The sequence below is a fragment of the Marinomonas gallaica genome, from assembly GCF_049821165.1.
Classification (GTDB): Bacteria; Pseudomonadota; Gammaproteobacteria; order Pseudomonadales; family Marinomonadaceae; genus Marinomonas; species Marinomonas gallaica.
The window spans coordinates 3,601,960-3,621,974 of record NZ_CP187511.1; the positions used below are offsets into that span (position 1 = coordinate 3,601,960).

Genomic DNA, 20,015 nt, shown 5'->3' on the forward strand with positions numbered 1-20,015 from the left:
TAATCATGCAATAAATGTTCAAGTTGCTCGACTAATATGTTGACGTAGCTGCCCGATCGTTATTGCGGCGTTACATACTATGACAGCTAGATAAAGGATTTAGCATGCGTAATATAACGGTTTGGGGACTGTCTCTCGGACAAGCTTTGTTGATAACAGGCAACATACTTCTTGTATCTGTGACCGCACTCATCGGTCAAAGTTTAGCGCCGAGTTTTGCATTGGCAACATTACCTGTTGCACTTCAATTTTTAGGTCTTATGGGAGTCACACTTCCAGCCGCTCTTTTAATGGGCTGGCTAGGCCGTAAAAAAGGTTTTCTTGCGGGTAACCTCATCGGTGTTGGCGGTGCTTTCCTCGCCTTTTACGCCGTAAAACATGGCTTATTTGAGCTATTCTGTGGCGCGACTTTTTTACTGGGCATGGCGATTGGTATTGGTCAGCAATACCGTTTTGCCGCCACTGAAAATGTACCGAAAGAAAAAGCGCCTCTTGCCATCAGCATGATTATGGGGGCTGGCGTTATCGCCGCGGTACTGGGGCCTAATATGGCGATCTGGTTTGAGCACTGGGCACCCGAAACTCAATATTTAGGGGCGTTTGCGGCTTTAATCGTGCTGTACATCTTTAATACGGTGTTGATTGCAGTATTACCGATGCGCGCGCCCACAGCACAAGAGCTAAATGGCACACCACGCCCTTATCGTGAACTCCTCAAACAGTCAGATTTAATGAGTGCAATCGTGGCCGGTTCTATTGGCTATGCTGTGATGGTGTTAATTATGACCGCTACCCCTTTGGCAATGCAGGCATGCGGCTTTGATTTTGGTAACACCGCACACATTATTCAATGGCATGTACTGGGGATGTTCTTACCTTCTTTCTTTACCGGTCGGCTGATCATGCGCATTGGCACCTACAGCGTCATCCAAATTGGCTGCTTAATGTTACTCGGCTGCGTCTTCTTAAATCAATTTGGTGTGAGCTATTGGCACTTCTTCATTGCTCTAGTATTGCTCGGCATTGGCTGGAACTTCACGTTCATAGGGGCAACTGCATTACTAACAAAAACCTATAGGCCAGCTGATAAAGCCCGTGTTCAAGGTGTTAACGATTTGATCGTGTTCTCAAGTGCCGCGGCCGCCAGCTTGTTATCCGGTTACTGGCACTCGCTTTTTGGTTGGGAGATCCTAAATTTGCTGATGATCCCAGCGATCTTAGTCGCTATGTTTACGCTTATGTCGAGCCGTAAACGCGCAGTTATCATAACGCCTAATATTACGCCACAAAGCTAATCTTTTACGGCTTTATTTGACTCTAAGCCAAAATCCATGACAATGAAGGTTATCCTAATTACCAAGGGCTTTTATTGTCATGGGCTTTCTTTCTAAAATTACTCAAATGTTTTCTGGTGATGGAACCACCTCAAATGTGCGTACGTTTGACCCTGTTGAACACAATGGTTTCATCATTATTCCAACCCCTCAGCCAGATCAAGGCCAATACCGAGTTTGCGCGACAATTACTAAAGGCGAATTCGAAGACCAAAAAGTTCATACGTTTATTCGTTCTGATCTAGTCGCTAGCCTTGATGAATGCGTTGAACTCACCATTCGAAAAGCAAAGCTCACCATCGATCAATTAGGCGATCAAATTTTTTAGATTGTTATGATTGACTCTTGGCAGCACCTACATAGCAAACCTGATATTCTCGGTAACCCATTTGTGGCTCACACCTATCGCTTTGACGGTGCCGTGTCGGCCGTTGTGACCACCGTTATTGAATACGTCACTCCCGCGCCAAGCCATAAAGCAATTTTATACTTGCATGGCTATACGGATTATTTCTTTCAAGACCAACTGGCACATCACTTCGAACAGTTAGGGTTGCGTTTTTTTGCACTCGACTTACAAGGTTACGGTCGTTCTATTCGTCCGAATAGTGTACCTAATTGGTGCGAAAGCCTGTCTCAATACCACGATGACATTCACATCGCGCTGACTGAGATGTATAAACTCGGCGTTACTGAAGTGACTCTACTAGCGCATTCGACAGGGGGATTGATCGCGTCGAGTTATGTATCGACTCAGCAAGCATCCGAACAAGACACAAACAACAAACCACGTATTACCGGGCTGATGTTAAACAGCCCCTTTTTAGCTCTGCCCTTTTCACCCAACATCATAAAACACGTAAGTTGGCCTATCTGGCTGGCGGTGTCCCTGCTGCCATACCATTCATTACGAGCCCATAAAATCAGTTTATACGCTCAAACCTTACACCAAGAGTTTGGTGGCGAGTGGAGCTACCGCCTAGATTGGAAACCTGCGCACGGGTTCCCTCTTTCCTTTCACTGGCTTAAACAAGTGATTCTGACCCAACGTGCTTTGCAGAAGCATCCGATTGCACTACCAACCTTGATGTGCCATTCAAAAACTACAACACGCCATGCATTGGATATTGAAGAAGTCAAACTAGGGGACGGTGTTTTAGATGTGGACAGTATGAACCTAGCAGCGAAGAACGCTTTTTCTCAGCTTACAGCAGTTGCCATAGAAGGCGGCTACCATGATTTGTTTTTATCACCGAAGCCCATACGTCAGCGCTATTTAACCGCCATCGATCAATGGCTACTGGGTCATAACGTCATCAGCTCGCTACCAAATACAGCCAACGGCTAATTACCATTCGATTTCATGATACGGTCCAACAAACACGTTGGTAGCACACGACGCATCAAACCAGCTGCGTACGTTGGCCAAGTCACATAGTAACGCGGCTTAGGATTAGGTGATTCCAATGCATGCAATAGTTTCTTAACGACCGCGCTCGCAGGTAATGTGCCACTTGCCGCTGGGCCAACCTTGCTTAAACGAGTAATGGCTTGCTGATAGCCTTTTTGATGTCGGCTGTTTTCCACATCAATGTTAGATTGCAACGCAATTAAAGCATTGTCTCTAAAGCGACTGACAATCGGACCAGGCTCAATGGTTGACACTTTAATCGGCGTATCGCTTAACTCCATGCGCATGGTGTCTGTAAGTCCCTCTAATGCGAACTTGCTCGCATTGTAAGAACCCCGAAACGGTGCCGCAACCAAACCAAGTACTGAACTGTTTTGCACAATACGGCCATAGCCTTGCTGAAGCATCACTTTCACAACACGTGTCGTCAGATCGTGCGTACCGAAGACATTCACCTCAAACTGTTGGCGTAATACGTCTACTGGCAAATCTTCCACTGCCCCAGGCTGTCCATAAGCACCGTTATTAAACAGCGCGTACAAAGCCCCACCAGTAATCTCTAGGGTTTGTTTTAACCCTTGCTCAATGGATTTAGAGTCCGCCAAATCCAGCTGCACAACATGTTTAATGCCTTGGCGACGCAGCGCATCAACATCAGCGGCTTTGCGGCAGCTCGCTACCACTAAAAAGTTGTTTTTTTGCAGCATCAAGGCGGCTTCTAAGCCGATGCCACTGCTGCATCCGGTGATCAAAATAGAGTAACGCATAGGAATCCCTAATCGGTTTTTTGAAAAATATGAAAGCCATGTCTTCTATAAGCTAAAAACGTAATCTATTAGTTTCAATTATATCCAACTAATGATCTATATCAGCACCCCCACCTCTAAAAAACCATAACCTCTGCTTATTAAATTTTCAGGAGGAAATCATGCGGATTGCCGATATCAAAGTCAGTCGTAAATTATGGGGCCTAATTGCATTATTAGTAGGTTTATTGGTTATTTTTGAGTTTCAAGCTTACTCAAGCCAATATCAAAGTGCGCTTGAGGCACGTAAGTTACAAGTTAAAGAGCAGGTAGACAACGCCTACTCATTGATCGAGTTCTATCATGCTCAAGCGCCTATCATCGGTGAACAACAGGCCAAAGAGCAAGCTCTGCAAGCAGTTGCTGCGCTGCGTTATGGAAATGGCGGTTATTTTTGGGTAAACGACTATCAGCACACACTGTTAATGCACCCACTCAAACCTCAACTTAATGGCAGTAATGTCAAAAATAAAACCGACGCAGGTGGCAAATATCACTGGCAAGCCATGGTCTCAACCGTAAAACAAAACGGTGAAGGCTTTGTGGAATACACTTACAAAGGCCCTCAAGTAGATGAGCCAGAAGACAAAGTTTCGTATGTAAAAGGCCTTAAAGATTGGGACTGGATTGTCGGTTCAGGCGTCTTTTTAACGGATGTTCAGCAGGCTTTTTGGGACAACACCTTAGTCTCAGTCATTGTTGAAACCCTTATGGTTCTGGTCGCATTGACAATGAGCTGCTTTCTAGTGCGTAGCATTGTTCGACCATTAAAAGCCGTCACAGCCCACCTACAAATTGTGGCAAGTGGCGATATGACTCACCACTTAGAGCTCAACCGTAAAGATGAGCTTGGCATTCTTGCGGATTCAGCTAATCAAATGTCTAGCTCGTTAGCAAAAACTTTAGGTAGCGTGGCACAGGCGATTGACGAGCTGCAAGCAGTCTCTGTTCAAATGCAAGGCAACACAAGCAACACCAAGCGTGGCATGGATAACCAATTTAATGAAGTGGAAAAATTGGCCACGGCTATGAATGAGATGTCTTACTCTATTCGTGATGTGGCGAACAACGCCAAAGATACAGCACAAGCCACACAAGTCGTACAAGACACCACGCGCAGCTCTAGCACCGATTTGAATGAAACCAATCACAACATTCAAACGCTGACACATCATGTTGAAGGCGCCAACTCTGTCATCATTGAGTTATTGTCACAGACAAAAGATATTGAATCGGTCTTAGGTGTGATCGGTGATATTTCTGAGCAAACAAACTTACTGGCCTTAAATGCGGCCATCGAAGCAGCCCGTGCAGGTGAACAAGGTCGAGGCTTTGCCGTCGTCGCCGACGAGGTACGTACTCTTGCCAGCCGTACCCAAAGCTCAACCGTCGAGATTCGTCAAATCATTGAAAAGCTACAACAGCAATCTTCTGAAGCCTCAAGCTCAATGGCATCCAGCACGCAACAAGCAGAATTGGGCGCAGAACGTATGCGTAATGCCGCACAGAATCTTGAAAAGATGTTAATGCAAGTCGATGACGTGTCTGATCGCAGCGTACAAATAGCCTCCGCTGCTGAACAACAAGGGCATGTCGCCGAGGAAATAAACAGCAACCTAATGGGGATTCGAGAAGTATCAGAACGCGTACTTCAAGAAGCCGATGAAGTGGCGCAAGGCTCGCAACTGGTGACTAAAATGGCAGAATCGCTACGTATTCAAATCAGCCAGTTCCGTTTTAACTAGTATTGTTTCAGCGTTAAAACACCAAGCATTAAAAAGGCGAGCTACTCAGTAGTTCGCCTTTTTTGTCTCTCTATGCAAAAGCGTAATTAGGTTTATAGACCCAATGCTTTTGCATGATGAACCAGATGGTCATCTACAAAGCTAGAGATAAAGAAATAGCTGTGATCGTAGCCAGACTGACGGCGTAACGTCAATTCATGACCCGCTTTTTCACACGCTTGTTCTAACGCTTCAGGTTTCAGCTGCTCTTCTAAGAAGTTATCCGCTTCACCTTGGTCCACCAATAATGGTAAACGCTCAGTGGCCGTCGCGATCAACTCACAGGTATCCCATGCTTTCCACGCTTCACGATCGTCACCTAGGTAACCTGTGAACGCTTTCTCGCCCCAAGGGCACTGCGTTGGGTTGGTGATCGGTGCAAACGCCGACACAGACTGGTAACGGCCTGGGTTCTTAAGCGCACAAATCAGCGCACCGTGCCCCCCCATAGAGTGACCCGAGATAGAACGCCTATCCGTCACTGGGAAGTGTTCTTCCACCAATGTTGGTAGTTCTTTTACCACGTAGTCATACATGTGGTAAGTGTTGGCATAAGGTGCAACCGTTGCGTTCACATAAAAGCCAGCACCGGAGCCGAAATCGTAGCTTTCGTGCTCGCCAGGGTAATCCGTACCACGTGGGCTGGTATCCGGCATCACAATCGCTAAGCCAAGCTCAGCGGCTTTCTTGAAACCACCTGCTTTTTGCGAAAAGTTCTCGTCGGTACATGTTAGACCAGACAACCAGTACATTACTGGAACACTCGCGCTCTCCGCCTGAGGCGGTAAGAAGATTGCGAATACCATGTCGCCTTTTACGGACAAGCTTTCGTGACGGTAGCGTTTTAACCAGCCACCACTTACTTTTGTACTTGATAAAAGTTCCATATATCCCTCTTTGTATCAGTAAAAAAGCCCATCATCTAGATGGGCTTTTTGTGACAAATCACTCTTATTTTGTATCAAATTCGATGACAGTACGGATACTTTCACCTTCATGCATAAGATGGAACGCTTCGTTAATATCTTCAAGCTTCATCTTGTGCGTTACGAATGGGTCGATTTCAATCTTACCGCTCATGTAGTCTTCTACGTAACCTGGCAATTCAGTACGACCTTTAACGCCACCGAATGCAGAACCACGCCATACTCGACCAGTCACTAGCTGGAATGGACGCGTTGAGATTTCTTGACCTGCGCCAGCGACACCAATGATGATCGACTCGCCCCAACCTTTGTGACAACACTCAAGTGCTGCACGCATAACGTTGACGTTACCGATACACTCGAAAGAGTAGTCCACACCGCCGTCCGTCAATTCAACAATCACTTCTTGAATAGGCTTGTCGAATTTAGATGGGTTGATGAAATCAGTCGCACCGAATTGCTCAGCCATTTCGAATTTAGATTCGTTTAGGTCGATCGCGATGATACGAGCCGCGCCAGCTAGACGAGCACCTTGGATACAAGACAGACCGATACCGCCTAGACCGAAGACAGCAACCGTCGCGCCCTCTTCAACCTTGGCAGTGTTCAGAACCGCACCAATACCCGTTGTAACGCCACAGCCTAATAGACAAATTTTGTCCATAGCGGCTTCAGAGTTAACTTTCGCCAACGAAATTTCTGGTACAACGCTGTACTCAGAGAAGGTAGAACAACCCATGTAATGGAAAATCGGCTCGCCATTAATGCTGAAACGGCTTGTACCGTCAGGCATTAGGCCTTTACCTTGTGTCGCGCGAACAGCCTGACAAAGGTTTGTTTTACCTGATTTACAGAATTTACACTCGCCACACTCAGCCGTGTAAAGTGGGATAACGTGATCGCCAACTTTAAGAGACGTTACGCCTTCACCAACCGCTTCAACAACACCTGCACCTTCATGGCCTAGGATTGCTGGGAAGATACCCTCTGGGTCTTCACCAGAAAGTGTGAATGCGTCAGTGTGACACACACCTGTTGCTACCATGCGAACAAGTACTTCACCCGCCTGCGGGTCTTGAACATCAACTTCTTCAATTTTAAGAGGTTGACCTGGACCCCAAGCTACGGCCGCTTTACATTTCAACATTGTGAACTCCGTCTTAACTTAATAGTTAGTGAAACATGTACAAGTAGTGTAATCCTAAAAAACTATTGCGATAATACTTATTTTAACAAATCATTATTGTCATACAGCAACAATCAGGATTTACCACTTATGAAACAATGGGAAGCAATGGAAGCCTTTGTTGAAGTTGTCCACCAAGGCAGCTTCTCAAAAGCCGCTAATCGGCTGAATGTCTCCGCCTCACACGTAAGTCGATTGATCACACACCTTGAACAACGCCTAAACACCACACTGCTGTTTCGTACCACACGTAGCATTCGACTTAGCGAAGCTGGCGAGCGCTTTTACCAACATTGTCGAGATCTACCGAATACACTCGCTGCCGCCGAAGAAGCTGTAAGTGCCCTAAACCAAGCCCCCATGGGGACGCTTCGTATCACCTGTGCAACGACTTTTGGCGAGCGCTACTTAGCGCCATTGCTGAATGACTTTCTGCTGCAAAACCCACAAGTTGATCTTGATCTACACCTGACCAACCGCGAAGTGGATTTAATTGAAGAAGGCTACGATTTGGCGATCAGAATGGGCGCATTAAGAGACTCTAGCTTATTATCAAGACGCTTGTGTGACCGAGCAGAATATCTCTGCGCTTCACGGCAATACGTGGATCAGAACGGTATGCCACACACCTTGGCAGAACTCAACAAACACAGCTGTTTAATGGGGTCGAAAACCCATTGGGTATTCAGTCAAAATGGACAACGTAAAGAAATCAAAGTATCCAGCCATTGGCGCAGTAACTCCGGTCCCGCTTTACTCGACGCCATACGTCGCGGGCTAGGGATCGCCCAACTGCCGGATTATTACGTGAAAGATGATTTAGCATCCGGCAAATTAGTCTCACTGCTAGCACAGTATCAGTACCCCTATACAGGCGTTTGGCTGGTCTACCCAAGAACTCAATTACCATCACCAAAGCTGAAATCTATATGTGATTATTTAATCCACCGCTTTGACCAAGAAGACATCTTCGGCAGCTGGAGCAAAAGACCCTAGCATCAAGCGTCATTGAGATTGCAATGGATCACATACAAAACGTTTTGTTTTCCATTGAGCCAATCACCTTCGCAGGGTTGCCTCCAATGATATTATTACCTTCAAATGAAGACACCACATTGGCTGAGGCAGACACTATTGAATGAGCACCGATAGATACACCTTTCAAAATCGTAGAATTAGCACACACCCATACCGATTTGCCAATGAAAATAGGCTTATCTGGGTTTAAGCAAACACCATCATTGTTAGTAATTGCATGAAAATCGGTGTCCATAAACAACGTTCGCCATGACACCAAGCACCCTTCCGATATGTCGATCTGCTTTTGACACGTGATACTCGTTTCACCACTAAAATTGACATTTTTACCAATGCTTAATGCACCAGACACAAATAACTTAGAGCCTGTACCAATTCTGACATTATGCCCAAACGTGACCGAGCCATTTTTCTCTAAACTCCAGATGAATCTTGAATAAGACGCATCGGCCACCTGAACCTGCCCAAACCCTAATTTAATCTTTCCAGTTTTAGCGTTTTTGGGAACGACAATGCAGCCCTTCCTATTTAAAAACTGTGTTCTATGACTAACAATCACAGGAAGCTTAATGGCCTGCTTAAACGGTAAGTAAGAAAAGTTAAATAGAAGTGTTTTGGGGATACAGCGAATGTAATTATAAAGTTTCGAGAGCGCTTTCATTGTGCAGTCCATGAATGAGGCGAATAAGAGCAGACACCGCTGCTTTTATAAGAGGTAATTATCTAAAGCGCTATGATAATTCTGCGAACATACTCCGTCTATTGATAAATGCCTTATTCGATAACGCTCAGGTGAATGAACCGACTCAGACTTTACGCTGCACTTTATAGGTGTCTAAAGCACCCTCGACTTGGCTTTCTGGTGTGGTGGTATCAGGAAATAACCCGTAGCTTGGGGCCATAATTTTAGACGAAGACTCTACGGTCACAGCAAAAATATTTTTGATTGGGTAACTTTCACCGGCTAATACCTTCAGCGCTGCCAAATACTCTGACCAATCTCTGTCTTCTGTTTTCACCACCTGAGCTGTGCCTTTTACTTTGAACCCGCGCTGTTCGAAGATATCGATAAAGGACACACAAACCTTTGGATTTACCTGAATGTTACGTTCACTCTCTGGTGAGGCAATGTTTGCAATCAATACCAAGTTTTCATCAATAAAGGTGAAAATTTCCTTAGGTGACACATTGGGCGCAGCATCCGCCGATACAGTCGCAAGCCAACACAACACACTTTTTTCAGCAAAATCGAGAAGCTTCATAGGCACTCCAGATATCCGTTAAATGAGGTAGCGGCATTAGATCGCTCAAGTCATCGCTGCTAGGGAAGCGTTTCAAAGTAATGCTTCTCCTGCTCTAAAATGCGTTCACTATTAAGCGATGCCAATGAGATATCGGACGCATGCGGTAACATTCCTATCGTCTGTAAATGCAAATAACGCATTGCACAGACACGCAGAAACGAAGTGAAGTTTTCCAAATCATGGCCCGCGTCCAATGCTTCGTGATTTAACTTCACAATCAGTTGCGATAAAGAAAGCTGGTCACGTTGGGCAATTTCTTCCAAAGTAAACCAAAAGATATTTTCCAAACGGATACTGGTTACCATGCCATCAATGCGAAGAGAGCGCGTTATGTTCTGCCATAAACCAGGATCGGCATTGATAAAGAGTTGGCACATGCTGTCGTCCTTACTAGCGTAATAGGACTAATTAATATAGAACCAGTATCCACCAAACACAACGCCAGCTAATTAAAGACCGCCAATAAAGCAAAAAAGGCGCGTCATTAGGCTGACGCGCCTTAATCATACAACATATACCTCAAGCGCACTCGATCACTGGAATACAGTCAACTTTTATGAATTAATCATGGTGATCGCACACAAAACTAACAGTGCGATGTTCGACAACAATCCCATCAAGAAAAAGTACGAACGAGGGCTTGGATTTTCATTGGTCGCTACAGCGTAATACATCAGCATATGAAGAATACGCGCCACTGCAAAACTCCAAATACAGATCATCACCCAAAAAGCATCCGCCCCTACGAGTATCGCCAGAAAGATCACACCCAACATCGCCGGGACGTTTTCAAGCGAATTCATAAAAGTACGATGGGCACGAAACGTAAACGATTTATGTCCTAGGGATTCATCGATTTTACCAGGCACCGCATCCGCTTTTTTACCTTTACTTCCAGCAGCTATAAACCACTGCACCATCCAAGTTAGTAGGATAACAAAGATTCCCCAAAACGCTGTTCCATATAACGTCGCCAGTTCCATACTGTGCCTCACCTTTTATTAATGACTGATAATAGGTTATTAAACTGACATACCTAATGTTTCTATGCACCACCTTGGGTATAAGACACACTGGCTTTTCACGGTTGTTGAACAATGCATTAAAATAGGCACATAAGACAAAATATACTTAACCCACCTCTCCACATTTGACAGTGATCCAATTCATTCTTGGAACCAACAGCATGGGGAAAGTGCGCGATATAAAGCAAAGGAATTGAGATTAAGACGCTAACAAAAGCGCTGTTTGTTACGATGAGAAAAGAACTAATGTATCTATTCAGAAGCTATGAATAAAACATAAGGTGCGCCATTACGCGACGCACCTTATTTATGATGGTTAGTTATTCAGTAGCGTATAAAATTGAGCCAGCCACGCAGGGTGTGCAGGCCATGCTGGTGCCGTGACGAGGTTGCCATCGGTAACCGCTTGATCAACCTCAATCGACGCATAGGTTCCTTTTGCCAGTTCTACTTCGGGCTGACACGCTGGGTACGCTGAACACTTTCGTCCTTCTAACACATCCGCTGCTGCCAACAACTGCGCGCCATGACAAATCGCCGCCACAGGCTTATTGGCCGTAAAGAAATGCTGCACCATCGCAATCACCTCTTTATTTAACCGTAGATACTCAGGAGCACGACCACCAGGAATGACCAAAGCATCGTAGTCTTCAACGTTGACCTCGCTAAAGCTCGCATTCAAGGCGAAACGATGTCCAGGCTTTTCGGTGTAGGTTTGGTCCCCTTCAAAATCATGGATCGCCGTCGCCACCGTATCCCCAGCTTTTTTATCTGGACATACAGCATCAACAGTATGGCCGACGCTGATCAGCGCCTGAAATGGCACCATCGTTTCGTAGTCTTCCGTGAAATCACCCGTGATCATTAAGATTTTCTTATTCGACATGATGCTTCCTCTTACCTTGTTGTAAACAGGTTTCAGTTGTAACAGCCTCAAGAGCGCAAGAGGTATTAACCGGTTGCTACATGATCAATGAACTCGAGAGGCATGGAATAAGAACGAGGGAATATAGTATAGGGTACTGACTATTTTTGTTTAATCTCTTCAATACGCGCCATGAAATCAGCTAGAAATTTTGAAATATCTGACTCATAGTTAAAGGTTTGAATAAATGCCTCCACCTCCTCCGGTGTTTTGCCAATCAAAGGAATACGCAGAAAATTATCTTCTTGAAAATGTTCACTGACAGTCCCCAATACCAGCCTTAGAGAAGCCAGCATGTCATCGCCTCTGTGGGAGGCATGTACTAATGCGATAGGCTTACCCACCACTTCATAGCGCGACACCATCCAATCAATCGCATTTTTCAAACCACCGGGAATTGATCGTATGTATTCAGGGCTAGAAATGATAATGCCATCCGCCAGCGCTACCTGATCGATAAACTCATGCACCACCTGCGGCGTTTTTTCGCCTTCAAAGTCAGGCGAAAAAACGGGCAGCGTGTTGAGTTGGTAAAACACAGACAACTCCGCCCCCAATGGTACACGCCCTTTGATCGCATTTAGCAAAGCGGTATTAGTTGAGGCTTCACGGGCACTACCAGAAATGGCGAGCAGTTTCATTGGCATCTCTTTCGGAAGGCTTATAAGAGCGCACTATATTCAAAGGGTACGATCAAAACTAGGCGCCATCTTTATTGAGTTTGGCTCGATAACTGTGTTTTATCAGCCAGTAACAACCGCCTAGGCTAAAAATGATAACTCCTAACCCAATAATAGCTAAAGGCTCATACTTGTCTAAATCAAGTAAAATCACTTTACGAGCAACCGCAATCACAGCAACCAGCAATACTACCTCGGCATGTATAACGTTATCTTTGAAATACATTTCCACTGTCTCGACCAGCTCAAACCCAATGAGAATAATGAAGAAAAAGCCAAAGATCTGAAACAGCTCGTCTATTTCCAAGAAAAGAACATCGTCTGTAGGATCGAATATGTCTAAAAATAGAATTATACCCAGCTCTACTATTGCCAGAGCAACAATTAAGGTCATTAGTATAAGGACAATAAATGTCATCCACTTTTTAGCTTTATGAACCAAAGAAACGGCCTTATCCATATTGTCACTCATTTAGTAGAACCTCGTATTTGGCATAGCAACTATTGCAAATGGATGACTAGTGCTCTCTTAAACCCTAAAAAACCTATTTTTCATTGGCTACCAATGACCGTGGACCCACCGATGCTGGCGCTTTTGTATTCTTCTATCTGTTTACTGATATCACTTCCCAAACGATCCACTAACTCGGACATAACGGAAACTGAGTAGTGATAGCCCGAGCGGTTAAGCGGTTCACTTAATGAGAAACGCTGCTTCTTAAGGGGCTTGCCATCCTCCTTTAAAGCAAAGTCACCCGCTAAAATGACCGAGTCTTGGTCAATGACATGAAAGTAATCGATCACTAGGTCTAAGTGTATTGGGGAGGTTTCACCCACGGTCGTTAACGAAACATGTCGAGATAACGCTTTTTCAATCCCTACTTTGAGCGGCTCCGCCCAAAGATGATTGGTAGAAAAAAACAATTCATGATCGGACACCTGCAACACCATATTAGAGGTTCGCAAGTAATCCGCCAACGCGATGTTATCAAGCGTTACCTGAGTCGAAAGCTCATCCTGAACCGCACTTGTACTGGGTGCCCCGCTCAATACATAGTACTTCGGCAGCTCCAAGGTTGTCGTCGCGCAGCCACTTAACAACAGAGCACTTAGCAGCCCTATTACAATTTTCATCGATTTACTCCTCGTGGCTCAATATCAGGCGCTACTTGGCTTTTGAAAATAAGACTGTTTGGCGCGCTATTCATTTTTTGTAACAGCGGCTTCAACTCGCGAATCGCTTCTTGAACCTCCACCATCGTTTGATTGACAGACGACAAGCCCTGATCATCTGCTGCTAGCGAAGACAACAACGCATTTAGACTGTTAAGCGTCCCATTAATACCTTGCATATCCAGCTCATCAAGCTTAGTAGTCAGCGAACTACTGGTTGCGTTAAACGCTTTGGTGCTGCTGGCTAGGTCTTGAAGTAGCGTTCGTAAGTCCTGCGCCATGCCGTTAATCGGTAAAGAATTGATCTTATCCAAAGTGGTATTGAGCTGATCGGCAAACTGGACGATCTGATCAGGTACCGTAGGAATGACAGCAAAGCCCTGCATACGCCCTAAGCTCTGATCGGGCAAATTCTCGTAATGTTGCAAGTCTACAAACACGGCCCCCGTTAACAGGTTGCCTGTTTTAAGAGAAGCCCTAAGACCGCGCCCTACCCAAGCAGAGATTTGCTTTGAGATCAGCTCTTTACCTGCTTGGCTATCACCTAAATTGACCAATGCAGGTTGCACCGAAATCAATACTGGAATCTTATACGCTTCGGCACTTAACGAACGCGCCATGTCCTTAAGCTCAAAGTTAATCTCTTCGACTTGACCTATCTGCAAGCCTCGATACTCCACAGGGGCGCCTTCTTCCAATCCCCTGACAGAGCTTTCCATCATCAGAATGTAATACACTTTTTCTGAATAACGGTGGGACTCAGCGCTCTTTTTAGAAGAATAAATTTTGAAGACAGTGTCTTGTTTCAAAGGCTCACCCGCTGGCATCCCCTTGGGTTCATCAAAGGTAATCCCGCCAATTAAAAGTGACTCAAGGCTGGATGTGGTTAAGCCCACACCGTCGGCGCCGAGCTCTACCTCGATGCCACTGGAATTCCAAAAGCGTGTGTTTGAGGTAATCAATTGATCAAACGGCGCTTCAATAAAAGCACTGTATTTAGCCTGCTGCGCCTCTAAGTCATATTCTACCGTTTCAATTCGCCCGACCGATAAACCTCGATACACCATAGGGTCTCCGACCTGCGCTGTAAACGTCTGTTCACTCTCCATATACACACGCAATCCTGGGGTACCAATCGGCGTCACAGGCGGCTCTTGTAATGCTTTAAACGCTCGTTTTGGCTCGCCTTCTATACCCGGAGACATATCAATATAAGCACCTGACACCAAGGTTTGCAGACCAGAAATTTCCCGTAAAGACACTTTAGGAGAAACTACCCAAAAGCGTGTGTCTGAGCGTAGAAACTTATCTGCGTCTTCATTCAGCTTTGCTGTTACAAGCACGCTCGATGAATCATCACTTAAACGGATCTGCTCCACTCGCCCCATCACAACATCGCGTATTTTGACTTTAGTTTTTCCTTCTTCAAGGCCTGACGCCGTATCAAACTCAATCTCAATGGACACCCCTTGGCGCTGAATATCTTGATAAATAAACCAGCCACCGAACAGCAAGGTAACCAATGGGATTAGCCATATTTTTGAGATTTTCTGCGTACTTTTTACAACCGCTGTTGCTGCTTTATCGCCACCGCTTTTCTGCGAATCACTCATGATTGTTCATCCCACAACATTCTGCTATCAAATGACATTGCTGCCATCATGGTCAATACTACTACAGCGCAAAAGGCCACCACAGCAGGGCCTGGATACACACTCATGGTACTTCCTAATTGCACTAATCCGGCCAAAATAGCCACTACAAAGACATCAAGCATCGACCAACGTCCCATAAATTCCGTCACTCGATAAAGAAGATAACGCTGCTTTGCGTTATACACATAAGGAGCACGCACTGAATAACTTAAGTACGCTAACGCCAAAATTTTAAAGATAGGCACTAGCACACTCGCCACAAAGATCACGATCGCGATAAAGTAAGATTGATTTTGCCAAAGTGTGATCACACCCGCGACAATGGTTGAAGGAGAATCCTCACCTAAAAACCGAGTGGTCATAATCGGCAACAGGTTCGCCGGAAGGTACAAAAGTACTGACGTAGCAAGCAATGCCCAGGTCCACTGCAAGCTCTGTTGCGACTGTAATGGCTTGGGCTCTGATGATGCTCGCTGCAGCAATGCCAACTCAAGTTGATGACGATCCAATAGCTGCAACACCAGCATAAACATAACGATAAAGGCGCCGTAAAAATAAAAGGCAGGGCCTAACTCAACTTCGGCAATGGTCACTAACTTGATCATACTGACTAAGGCACTGACGATAAAGACTTCGGGCATACACCATTTTAGAAAAGCAAAGCACAGCTTGACCTGTGTTTGTGCCGCACGAACCCCTAACCCAAACTTAATGGCCAGCATCCAGAATAACAGCATAGAAATAACGCCTGCAGGCAAGATAATACAGACAGTGAAAATCAACACCGCCAACCCCAAATAAGCCTGATCAGCCAAAGATGCCACCACCGATGCTAAGGTGATGGACGTTTTCATGCCATTAATATCAAACGATAAAAAAGAAAAGCTTAGAGATAGAACTAACAAAAACAACGCAGAAAGGCTTAACGCTAAAATCTTATCGACCCAGTTTGCCGATAAAACCGTCAGAGTATGATCACAACGTGGGCAATGGGCTTTTTGTTTAGGTGACAGAACAGGTACCAAAGTGTGTAAACCACAATGGCGACATGTCACTGACCTACAGTCATCCGCGTGCTGCATCATAAAATGCAATTATCCTAAACCCAATTTCAGAGCCTTCATTAAGCCAAAAAAAGCGTGTTATAGCCATAGCACGCCGCCATTGCCATGACCTCCTTTTTAAAGACACATTCAATCAAGCTCTTAATACACCTGTGTTGCGTGGATGAGACGCCTAAATCACGGCTTTAGAAACGATATGGGAAAGATTAAGAATGACGGCTAATGACTGCAGACGAGCCTATTCAGTCGTATTAATTCGTGTGTTAGATGCCGTAGTCACGCTCTACTTTTGATATTCGTGTTTTAAACGATGAATACCACTTGTCATGACCCAGCCTTTGGGCAACTAGGTGCTCGGCATTGGCTTTCCACTGTTTAATGGACTCAAGATCAGACCAGTACGATACGGTAATCCCGACCTCTTCTCGCGCAGACTCTATCCCTAGAAAACCGGGCTGCTTTGACGCTAACTCAACCATTCGATCCGCCATTTGGTTGTAACCGTTACCATCATCCGTTCTGTGAGATGTAAAAATCACCGCGTAGTACGGCGGTTTCGGTGTGTTAGCGATGAGAGACATCTTTACTCCTTTAGGGATTAACGCAGCCCACAGTGGTGAGTCAATTACTCGCCCTTATTACACGACCGCATAATTAGAGACCTCAATTAGATTTCCGTCAGGGTCCCTGAAGTATGCCGAATGAATTGTACCTAAAGCACCTGTTCTCGAAACTGGGCCTTCGATCACTTTAACACCGTTACGCTCAATGTCTTTTATTGCATCAGTGATAGGCGTATCTATGATAAAGCATAAATCTTCTGAACCCGCCTTAACATTTAATGCCTTGGGCTCAAATTCATTTCCTAATTGATGAAGATTGATTTTTTGCTGACCGAAACTTAATGCCTTGCGGCCTTCGCCGAACTCAATTGCCTTCATTCCCATAACAGAAGTATAAAATTGAACGGTCACATCAATATTTTTTACAGTGAGAACTAGATGATCAATTCTATTTACTTGCATACTGTATAAACCCTTTTATCGTCTAACACGCTTAAGTGGTGAGCATCCAATGCGGAGCTTAACCATACCATCGTAAACACAAAGCCCAACAATAAAATGGAAAATGCTAAGTATTGAGAATCACTCTTAAATGTCTGTTATGCGTAATTATGGCTCAGCAATGATTTCTTTTAACACTTTCGCTGGGTTACCAGCAATAACGACGTTGTCTCCAAAACTCTTCGTTACCACTGCACCAGAGGCTACCACCACATTGTTGCCAAGGGTGACGCCAGGATTGATAACTGCATGACCACCAACCCAACAATTGTCACCTATAGTGATTGGCTTTGCTAACTCTAAACCACTGCTCCTCTCGGTTGGGTCTAAAGGGTGTGTCGCAGTATAAATTCCAACTTGAGGTGCAAGTAAACAATTCTCACCAAACGTTACTTGGGCAGCATCTAAAATTACACAGCCGAAATTAGCGTAGAAATTATCACCAACATGAATGTTAAAACCGTAGTCACAATTGAAAGAAGACTCAATGTGGATAGTGTTACCTGTAGAGCCAAATAAATGCTTCACTATCTCAACGCGCTTTTGATGATACTCAACAGACATAGTATTTAACGCTTCAGTTAACAACCTAGCGCTCAATCTAAGCTTTAATAACTCTTCATCACTTGGATCATAAAGCCTACCTGCTGACATTTTTTCTTTTTCAGACATTGAACTTAGACTCCAAAAGCAACATGCTTATAACGTTTCAAGCAGGGCGCTGCTTTGCTGCGTACCTTGCCTTGACTTGTTAAGTAGCTTTGCCTTCTTTTTATCTCGAACCCACAAGACTGAGCCGTTTGTTTTCTTCATCTCAAAAAGGTCAATAGCTTGAAACAAATCGCTCAACTTCTTAAAGCCATAGTTGCGCTGATCAAAGGAAGCGTGATTAGAAATGTGGGTGCCTATTGGACCTAGCTTCGCCCAACCATTATCCTCTTCTACTGCTTCAATTGCCTGTCTCAGCAAGTTTATTAGCTTAGTGTCACTTTTAATATTTTTAGCTTGCTTTTGGATGGGAAATTCTTTTTCGGAGTCTTCGTCTAGATAAAGGAAGCGAGAGCAACTATTTACGAATGCTAATGGTGCCTTCCGTTCACCAAAACCAATCACGAACTTACCATCAGCCAATGAGCGAGTTACCAGTGGAGTAAAATCGCAATCGGATGATACTAGGCAAATAACGTCAATATCTTTTGTATAAAGGACATCCATTACATCAATTACTAATGCCATATCTGTGGCATTCTTACCTTTAGTAAGATCAAACTGTTGAATCGGCTGAATTGCAAATTCGTGAAGAACATCTTCCCACGGCTTCAAATTCTGATTTTTCCAGTTTCCATATGCCTTTCGAATATTGACTACTCCATGACGAGCCAACTCAGACAGCACCTTATCTATTTTTATAGCTGGCGCGTTATCTGCATCAATGAATACTGCTATTTTTTCTTTATCCTTCACGGATGCCTCCTTGCAACTTAACGCTTTGAATATGCGGCGCGCGCTGTTTGCGCGTCGGCCATGATTTGTTTGTTATGTTTCAATTGCCAATTCACACATAGCTTGAGATATTCTTGCTGATAAATCTTCGGGATCAGCTAATGATGCCAAACGAGAACCTACATGTTTAGCAAAGTCCTCTAAAACTACTAAGTTATCAGAACTTGGAGCATTAGGTTTTGCTAATGCCTCTCGGAGATAACGAAATGAATGAAGTGATAGCAGCGACTCTTTATCTTGGTCAGTTACTTTGGCTTCCAATCGATGTGCTAATTGATTACGAATTGTATTTAACCTTTTAATGCCACTCGCTAATTCTTTGGTTTCATTAGAATGATTTTCTACAAGAGATAGTTTTTGGGAAAAGGTTAAACGCGCACCTTTCAAATCACCAAGATTTGGGTTTAGCGCAATAAGATACTCTGTAAGAAAGTGCTCAACGAAAAGATGTGATCTTAAAATTCTTCCGATAGCATCTATATCTTGATTCCATTTTTCGTTTATTAGCGAGAGCTTACGATCCATTTCCGCATTCAGTGCGTCTTTTCCTCCAGAAAGCTCAATGACTTTCTGTGCTAGTTTTTGGTGATCTATATCCATTGGACTCCCTTTGAAACATAACAATTAAGGGTTATACAGCAGCGCAGCTGCGGCTATAACCCACAGTTGAACGGCTGCGTTGTCTATATAGGGCATTTGCTTTTTTCATGGTGGGACTTCCCTGTTAAATAACTCGCTTAATACCAATGTCTGTTTGGACTATGCCGCTTCAGATCGTCTTTGATCGCCGCTATGTTGGTTCATAATGTACCTTTTTGTAGCGTGATTTGACCAGAGAGGCAAGCGATTCCCTCAGGCCTTTTAACCTAATCTTTTTTATACTCTGATCTCACTAAGCGCTAACCGCTATTGTTCCATAGCAGCATGACGCGAAGCCGTTCTGTCACTTTTTACTGAGCAAAAAGGCGTAAAGCCCCTTGGTAATTCAATCGGCTGTAGTTAGTCCCTCGCACGGCGAGGCTGTTGGCTCATTCCCATGCGTTTGATTCGTGCTGACGCGTCGAAGCATGAGACATAGCGCAAGCGAATTAAATGCCATGGACAATGCAGGTTGATGTGCCGAAGCTGGATAGCTTC

General features: G+C 44.6%; 23 protein-coding genes. 5 read left to right on the forward strand and 18 right to left on the reverse strand.

The genetic code is table 11. The features are described 5' to 3' along the window. Positions 1-104 precede the first annotated feature (104 nt). The 3 genes from ACPUEK_RS17055 to ACPUEK_RS17065 all read left to right on the forward strand — a co-directional run bounded on the left by ACPUEK_RS17055 (position 105) and on the right by ACPUEK_RS17065 (position 2,682). Complete coding sequence (locus ACPUEK_RS17055; RefSeq protein ID WP_067216361.1) at positions 105-1,295, forward strand: MFS transporter; 1,191 nt, start codon at positions 105-107, stop codon at positions 1,293-1,295. 79 nt (positions 1,296-1,374) lie between these two features. Continuing rightward, positions 1,375-1,662, forward strand: a complete 288-nt coding sequence (locus tag ACPUEK_RS17060; protein WP_067031847.1) for an HlyU family transcriptional regulator — start codon at positions 1,375-1,377, stop codon at positions 1,660-1,662. A gap of 6 nt (positions 1,663-1,668) precedes the next feature. Continuing rightward, on the forward strand, positions 1,669-2,682 hold the full coding sequence (locus ACPUEK_RS17065) for an alpha/beta hydrolase (protein ID WP_425641570.1): 1,014 nt from the start codon (positions 1,669-1,671) through the stop codon (positions 2,680-2,682). Here the strand turns inward: ACPUEK_RS17065 and ACPUEK_RS17070 are convergent. Beyond that, positions 2,679-3,512 (reverse strand): SDR family NAD(P)-dependent oxidoreductase, encoded by an 834-nt coding sequence (locus ACPUEK_RS17070; RefSeq protein ID WP_067031853.1) that lies wholly within the window; start codon positions 3,510-3,512, stop codon positions 2,679-2,681. The two genes, ACPUEK_RS17065 and ACPUEK_RS17070, sit on opposite strands and share 4 nt — an antisense overlap. Positions 3,513-3,673: 161 nt before the next feature. Between ACPUEK_RS17070 and ACPUEK_RS17075 the strand changes: the two genes are divergently transcribed. After that, the gene (locus tag ACPUEK_RS17075; RefSeq protein WP_067216367.1) at positions 3,674-5,296 is read left to right on the forward strand and encodes a methyl-accepting chemotaxis protein; all 1,623 of its coding nucleotides are present in this window, start codon (positions 3,674-3,676) and stop codon (positions 5,294-5,296) included. A gap of 92 nt (positions 5,297-5,388) precedes the next feature. Here the strand turns inward: ACPUEK_RS17075 and fghA are convergent, their stop codons facing one another. Next, positions 5,389-6,222, reverse strand: coding sequence for an S-formylglutathione hydrolase (fghA, locus tag ACPUEK_RS17080; protein WP_067216371.1), 834 nt, complete (start codon positions 6,220-6,222; stop codon positions 5,389-5,391). Positions 6,223-6,286: 64 nt separating this feature from the next. After that, complete coding sequence (locus tag ACPUEK_RS17085) at positions 6,287-7,405, reverse strand: S-(hydroxymethyl)glutathione dehydrogenase/class III alcohol dehydrogenase (protein ID WP_425643040.1); 1,119 nt, start codon at positions 7,403-7,405, stop codon at positions 6,287-6,289. A gap of 132 nt (positions 7,406-7,537) precedes the next feature. Here ACPUEK_RS17085 and ACPUEK_RS17090 point away from each other — a divergent pair, with 132 nt between their 5' ends. Then, a complete protein-coding gene (locus tag ACPUEK_RS17090; protein ID WP_425641573.1) occupies positions 7,538-8,443 on the forward strand; it encodes a LysR family transcriptional regulator in 906 nt (301 codons plus the stop codon). A 28-nt stretch (positions 8,444-8,471) separates the two neighbouring features. Here the strand turns inward: ACPUEK_RS17090 and ACPUEK_RS17095 are convergent, their stop codons facing one another. From ACPUEK_RS17095 to ACPUEK_RS17165, 15 genes are all read right to left on the reverse strand, one after another. Then, complete coding sequence (locus ACPUEK_RS17095; RefSeq protein ID WP_197467764.1) at positions 8,472-9,146, reverse strand: acyltransferase; 675 nt, start codon at positions 9,144-9,146, stop codon at positions 8,472-8,474. A 145-nt stretch (positions 9,147-9,291) separates the two neighbouring features. Next, positions 9,292-9,747, reverse strand: a complete 456-nt coding sequence (locus tag ACPUEK_RS17100) for a pyridoxamine 5'-phosphate oxidase family protein (RefSeq protein WP_425641575.1) — start codon at positions 9,745-9,747, stop codon at positions 9,292-9,294. Between the two features lie 59 nt (positions 9,748-9,806). Next, positions 9,807-10,166 (reverse strand): ribbon-helix-helix domain-containing protein, encoded by a 360-nt coding sequence (locus ACPUEK_RS17105; RefSeq protein WP_067216380.1) that lies wholly within the window; start codon positions 10,164-10,166, stop codon positions 9,807-9,809. Between the two features lie 177 nt (positions 10,167-10,343). Beyond that, a complete protein-coding gene (locus ACPUEK_RS17110) occupies positions 10,344-10,772 on the reverse strand; it encodes an MAPEG family protein (protein WP_067031864.1) in 429 nt (142 codons plus the stop codon). 358 nt (positions 10,773-11,130) lie between these two features. After that, positions 11,131-11,700, reverse strand: coding sequence for a DJ-1/PfpI family protein (locus tag ACPUEK_RS17115; RefSeq protein WP_273491978.1), 570 nt, complete (start codon positions 11,698-11,700; stop codon positions 11,131-11,133). Between the two features lie 140 nt (positions 11,701-11,840). Continuing rightward, complete coding sequence (locus ACPUEK_RS17120; protein ID WP_425641576.1) at positions 11,841-12,380, reverse strand: NADPH-dependent FMN reductase; 540 nt, start codon at positions 12,378-12,380, stop codon at positions 11,841-11,843. A gap of 58 nt (positions 12,381-12,438) precedes the next feature. After that, positions 12,439-12,891, reverse strand: coding sequence for a phosphate-starvation-inducible PsiE family protein (locus tag ACPUEK_RS17125; RefSeq protein ID WP_425641577.1), 453 nt, complete (start codon positions 12,889-12,891; stop codon positions 12,439-12,441). Between the two features lie 80 nt (positions 12,892-12,971). Further along, positions 12,972-13,553 carry a PqiC family protein gene (locus ACPUEK_RS17130; RefSeq protein WP_425641579.1) on the reverse strand — a complete coding sequence of 194 codons (582 nt, stop codon included), beginning with the start codon at positions 13,551-13,553 and terminating at the stop codon, positions 12,972-12,974. Continuing rightward, positions 13,550-15,205 (reverse strand): intermembrane transport protein PqiB, encoded by a 1,656-nt coding sequence (gene pqiB, locus ACPUEK_RS17135; RefSeq protein ID WP_425641581.1) that lies wholly within the window; start codon positions 15,203-15,205, stop codon positions 13,550-13,552. Before pqiB ends, ACPUEK_RS17130 begins: the two co-directional genes overlap by 4 nt. Next, positions 15,202-16,332: a paraquat-inducible protein A gene (locus ACPUEK_RS17140; protein ID WP_082866105.1), complete on the reverse strand. Its 1,131-nt coding sequence runs from the start codon at positions 16,330-16,332 to the stop codon at positions 15,202-15,204. The genes pqiB and ACPUEK_RS17140 overlap by 4 nt, the downstream gene beginning before the upstream one ends. A gap of 242 nt (positions 16,333-16,574) precedes the next feature. Further along, a complete protein-coding gene (locus tag ACPUEK_RS17145; RefSeq protein WP_067216389.1) occupies positions 16,575-16,892 on the reverse strand; it encodes an antibiotic biosynthesis monooxygenase family protein in 318 nt (105 codons plus the stop codon). A 57-nt stretch (positions 16,893-16,949) separates the two neighbouring features. Further along, the gene (locus tag ACPUEK_RS17150) at positions 16,950-17,336 is read right to left on the reverse strand and encodes a VOC family protein (RefSeq protein WP_067216393.1); all 387 of its coding nucleotides are present in this window, start codon (positions 17,334-17,336) and stop codon (positions 16,950-16,952) included. A gap of 147 nt (positions 17,337-17,483) precedes the next feature. Continuing rightward, a complete protein-coding gene (locus ACPUEK_RS17155) occupies positions 17,484-18,047 on the reverse strand; it encodes a sugar O-acetyltransferase (RefSeq protein WP_425641582.1) in 564 nt (187 codons plus the stop codon). A gap of 27 nt (positions 18,048-18,074) precedes the next feature. After that, positions 18,075-18,839 carry an NYN domain-containing protein gene (locus ACPUEK_RS17160; RefSeq protein WP_425641583.1) on the reverse strand — a complete coding sequence of 255 codons (765 nt, stop codon included), beginning with the start codon at positions 18,837-18,839 and terminating at the stop codon, positions 18,075-18,077. Between the two features lie 72 nt (positions 18,840-18,911). After that, on the reverse strand, positions 18,912-19,478 hold the full coding sequence (locus tag ACPUEK_RS17165; RefSeq protein ID WP_425641584.1) for a hypothetical protein: 567 nt from the start codon (positions 19,476-19,478) through the stop codon (positions 18,912-18,914). Positions 19,479-20,015 lie beyond the last annotated feature (537 nt).